This window comes from Arthrobacter sp. 9V (assembly GCF_902506065.1).
GTDB lineage: Bacteria > Actinomycetota > Actinomycetes > Actinomycetales > Micrococcaceae > Arthrobacter.
In genome coordinates this window covers 1-1,442 of the sequence record NZ_LR732999.1, presented here as the reverse complement: position 1 = coordinate 1,442, position 1,442 = coordinate 1, and the positions used below count along the sequence as shown (strand labels likewise).

Genomic DNA, 1,442 nt, shown 5'->3' with positions numbered 1-1,442 from the left:
CTTCTGGAGCGCTGCCTTCACCGCGTCGATGTTCGCCTGCTGCCACGAGACGTAATCCTGCCCCTTGGGGAGCGTCTCCGTGACACCGACGACGGGGATGTCGTTCTGCTCGGCGGCCTTCTGGACCTGTTCGGTCTCGGGGCTCGACGCCTGGTTGTTGTAGGCGAGGAGCTGCACGCGCTTGCCGGTGAACAGCGCGAGGGTGTCGCGGAGGGCCGCCGGCGGGACGTCGTCGCCTTCCTCGATGGCCTCGGAGAAGGCGGGCGGGGTCTCGTTCTCGAGGCCCATCGCGCCGAACAGGTACCCGGGCACCGGCTCGGTGTACGCCACCTTGTCGCCGGCGTCCTGCTTCTTGACGGCGTCGGTCTGGGACTCGAGGTCCTGGAGCTTGGTGGTGAGCGTGGCGGCGTTCTTCTGGAACGCGTCCTTGCCGCTCTCGTCGAGTGCGCTGAGGTCCTTCGTGACCGCCTCGACCAGCTTCACCATCGTGGGGTAGCTGTAGAAGACGTGCTCGTTGAACTCGGCACTCCCGCCCTTGTCGAGGCCGGAGAGCTTCACGACGTTGATCGTGTCGGCCTTGGTGTCCGAGGCGTTCGCGAGCGTCGTCATGAAGTCGTCGTAGCCGCCACCGTTCTCGATGAGCAGGTCGGCCTTCGACACGGAGAGCTGCGTGCGGGCACTCGACTCGAAGGAGTGCGGGTCCTGCGACGGGTCACTCAGGATGCTCGTGACGGTGACGGCGTCGCCACCGATGCTCTTGACGATCGAGCCGTAGACGTTCGTGGAGGCGACGACGTTGATCGTGCCGTCGCTGCTGGTGGCCTCCCCCGCGGCAGATGAGGTGGCGCACCCGGTCAGGGCGAGCGCGGCGGCGCCGGCGACGAGCGGGAGGGCGAGGAGGCGGTTGTGCATGGCACGACGCTAACGCCTACTGATAACGATTGTCAAAACCGCTATGAGGGCTCTCAGCGCGACCGCGAGACGGACGGGAGGCCCGGTGCCAGCTGGCACGGGCCTCCCGTCCGTCGCCAGGCGCGCCACGGCCGCCCAGTGAGCAGAAGACGTCGGGTCCCGACACGGGACCCGACGTCTTCTGCACACTCGCTGCCGCGTCAGGCGGCGGGGACGCCACCCTCGACCGCGGAGGGGTCGTCCGTCGGCCGGTCGCGCCGGAACCACGTGGGGGCCGCGGCGCAGAGCAGGAAGAGTCCGTCGACCGCGAGGCTCCAGACACGGGTGACGACGACGACCACGAGGGCGATCGGCACCGGCATCACGAGGGCCAGCAGGAGGGCCTGGACGCCCTCGCGGACACCGAGCCCGCCGGGCGCGAAGACGGCCAGCATGCTGATCGCCGAGGCCATGCTGGCGGCACCGATCACGAAGGCCGCGTCGGTGATCTTCAGCGAGGGGTACACCCCGAGGGTGATGAAGTAGTACGC

Annotated in this window: 1 protein-coding gene and 1 pseudogene; both read right to left on the bottom strand. The window is 68.7% G+C overall.

The features are described 5' to 3' along the window. Nucleotides 1–912, bottom strand: a 912-nt coding sequence (locus BACI9J_RS23185) for a metal ABC transporter solute-binding protein, Zn/Mn family (RefSeq protein WP_159736696.1), incomplete at its 3' end; no start/stop codon positions are given. 200 nt (nt 913–1,112) lie between these two features. Then, nucleotides 1,113–1,442 (bottom strand): annotated as a pseudogene (locus BACI9J_RS23180) (hypothetical protein); the annotation flags it as partial.